At 37.8% G+C, this 2,427-nt stretch carries 1 protein-coding gene and 1 pseudogene; both read right to left on the reverse strand.

Annotated features, from left to right (window positions below):
* Positions 1 to 169: 169 nt before the first annotated feature.
* A pseudogene (gene tnpA / locus G322_RS22020) lies at positions 170 to 532 on the reverse strand (IS200/IS605 family transposase); the annotation flags it as partial.
* A 241-nt stretch (positions 533 to 773) separates the two neighbouring features.
* Positions 774 to 1,985 carry a Bcr/CflA family multidrug efflux MFS transporter gene (locus G322_RS0118735; protein ID WP_022943202.1) on the reverse strand — a complete coding sequence of 404 codons (1,212 nt, stop codon included), beginning with the start codon at positions 1,983 to 1,985 and terminating at the stop codon, positions 774 to 776.
* Positions 1,986 to 2,427 lie beyond the last annotated feature (442 nt).

Here is a 2,427-nt window from a genome sequence, read left to right on the forward strand (position 1 = left end):
AAAATAAAGCGCTAAAATAGCACAATCGAGATTAACTTTAACCAGTTAAATATCCACCTTCTTAGAAGGGGCTGTGGTTTGCCTTCATAGAAGGCAAACTTTGCTGTTCCATTATATCTAAATTATTAAAATTTTAATTCATATTGCTTTTCTTGATACTTTACATACTTTCAGCATCAACTCCAACTGTGTCTACACAATATCCCTTCGCCCAAAAATGGTTACCCCAATATGGCTTTTTCTTTAAGTATGGGAATGGCTTAAAGACCCTTATTGCGGTCCGCCCTTTTACTGCTCCAAGAACTTTTGAAATAGATCTTTTCGGGGGGACTTTTACCAATAAGTGTACATGATCTGGCTGTACGTTTAGATCTACAATTATACAATCTAATCTTCCGCAATATATTTGAATACAACGATAGACCTCATTGGCAACTGCTCCTATTAAAATTCGATACCTATATTTAGGCACCCAAACTATATGATATTGGCAGTGCCAGATCACATGTGATAACTTCTCAAATCTACTCAGGCTATTTTTCCTTTTTGTTGTGGGGACAACTAAATAGATTAATAACATGAGTAGAAGCTACAGACATAGCCTCTAGCTGATGACCACGCCCACAGGACGTGGTTTTAACGACTTAATAAAAATCAGGATATGCGAACTCAATTTACAATAATAGCAATGGAATTAATGGCTAAATCAAGTATTGCGTAGATAAAGATAATTTTAACAAGACAGACTGATCACCTTTTGATTTCCTTTACTATTAGCACTTAAACTCAACACCGAAGTGCCATTTTTTTGCGCGTAGCAGATAACAAAATCCGCTTAAAAGCGCACAACAAAATATCACACTCACCATCGGCCAACTTGATGTGGCGGGTAAAAAGGCGATGATAGCCGCCACCAATGCACCGATACCAAAGCGTAATGTCCCCGCTAAAGAAGCGGCTGTTCCCGCTATGTCAGGGTAACCTGTTAACAGAATAGCCATGGTATTACTGCCCACGGTTGAAATAGTGCTGACAAATAACATCATGGGTAATACAACGCCCCACAAACCAAAATTAAATATTTGCCCAAATATCAATAAAAAGGCCCCCATAAATTGAACACTTAGTCCCATTTTTAACATCCATTGAGAGCCCTTAACACGCACTAAGCGACCATTAATAGCCGTCATTATCATCATCGAAATAATATTTAATGCAAACAGATAACCGACATGTTGAATATCCACACCATGCAATTCAATATAGATAAATGAACCTGCTGTTAAAAAAGCAAACATCCCAGCAAAAGAGAAAGCGCCTGTTAAAATTAATAACATCGCATCTGAACTTGTAAAAAGGGATCTGTAATTGCGCAATATAGAACACACCCTAAATGGTTGACGTTTTTCGACCGCCAGTGTTTCTGGTATTTTCAACGTAATAGCAACAATGATCAGCAGTGCAATCAATGCAATTAACCAAAATATAGAACGCCAGCCAAACCAAACCGCCATATAACCACCAAGCAGTGGTGCAACCAATGGAGCAAGCGTCATCACTAATATAATGAATGACATAGTGCGTGCAAACTCCTCTTTTTCAAACATATCACGCACAATCGCCTGAATAACCACAGCGGCAGCTGCACCTGAAAAACCTTGGGCAATACGCATCCAAGTTAACATTTCAATGTTGGGCGCCATTGCACTCAAAATAGAAGCTAATGTAAAAAACAGTGTGCCAATAAGCAGAATAGGTTTGCGACCATAACTGTCAGCAAGAGGGCCATGTAACAATTGCCCAAGCGCAAAGCCTGCGGTATAAGCCGTTAACGTGATTTGAATATCACCCGCAGTAACTGCAAATTCTCTGGCAATAGACGGCATGGCGGGCAGGTACATATCAATCGCAATTGGTGTTAATGCTGAAATAGCACCTAATATGATGATTAATAAAAAACTAAGTTGTACTGGTTTTGAAGACACACATTTCCCCTAAACACGATAAGATAACCGAGTTCAAATTATTTGTAGTCCCTGATAATAACAGGATGTAGATCACATAAAAGTTTAATGAGCAGTAATAATACCAATTACAATAAATAGCTGATCTATTTTACTGGTTAAAACAACTCACTTCTACGTTGTAAGTTTCGCAAAGGGAACAACCATTTACGTCAACTTACGCCTTGAATTAAGCTGTTTTCCCTGCGTAAAATTTAGATCACATACTTAATGTAATCGGTATAAGTGTAAAGATTAAAAATAATGATGAACAGATATTAAGAAGATAACAATAAAAAGCTAATAGTAAAATGAGTAAGAAAATAGGCACGAATGACCCACAGGCCATCCGTACATGCTGTTATTTAAAACTTTTAAGGTTACTTTCAAACAACTCAAATTGCTCAATAACCGCTTGCTCTGG

Origin of the sequence: Psychromonas hadalis ATCC BAA-638, from assembly GCF_000420245.1 — a bacterium.
In the GTDB taxonomy this organism is placed as follows: Bacteria; Pseudomonadota; Gammaproteobacteria; order Enterobacterales; family Psychromonadaceae; genus Psychromonas; species Psychromonas hadalis.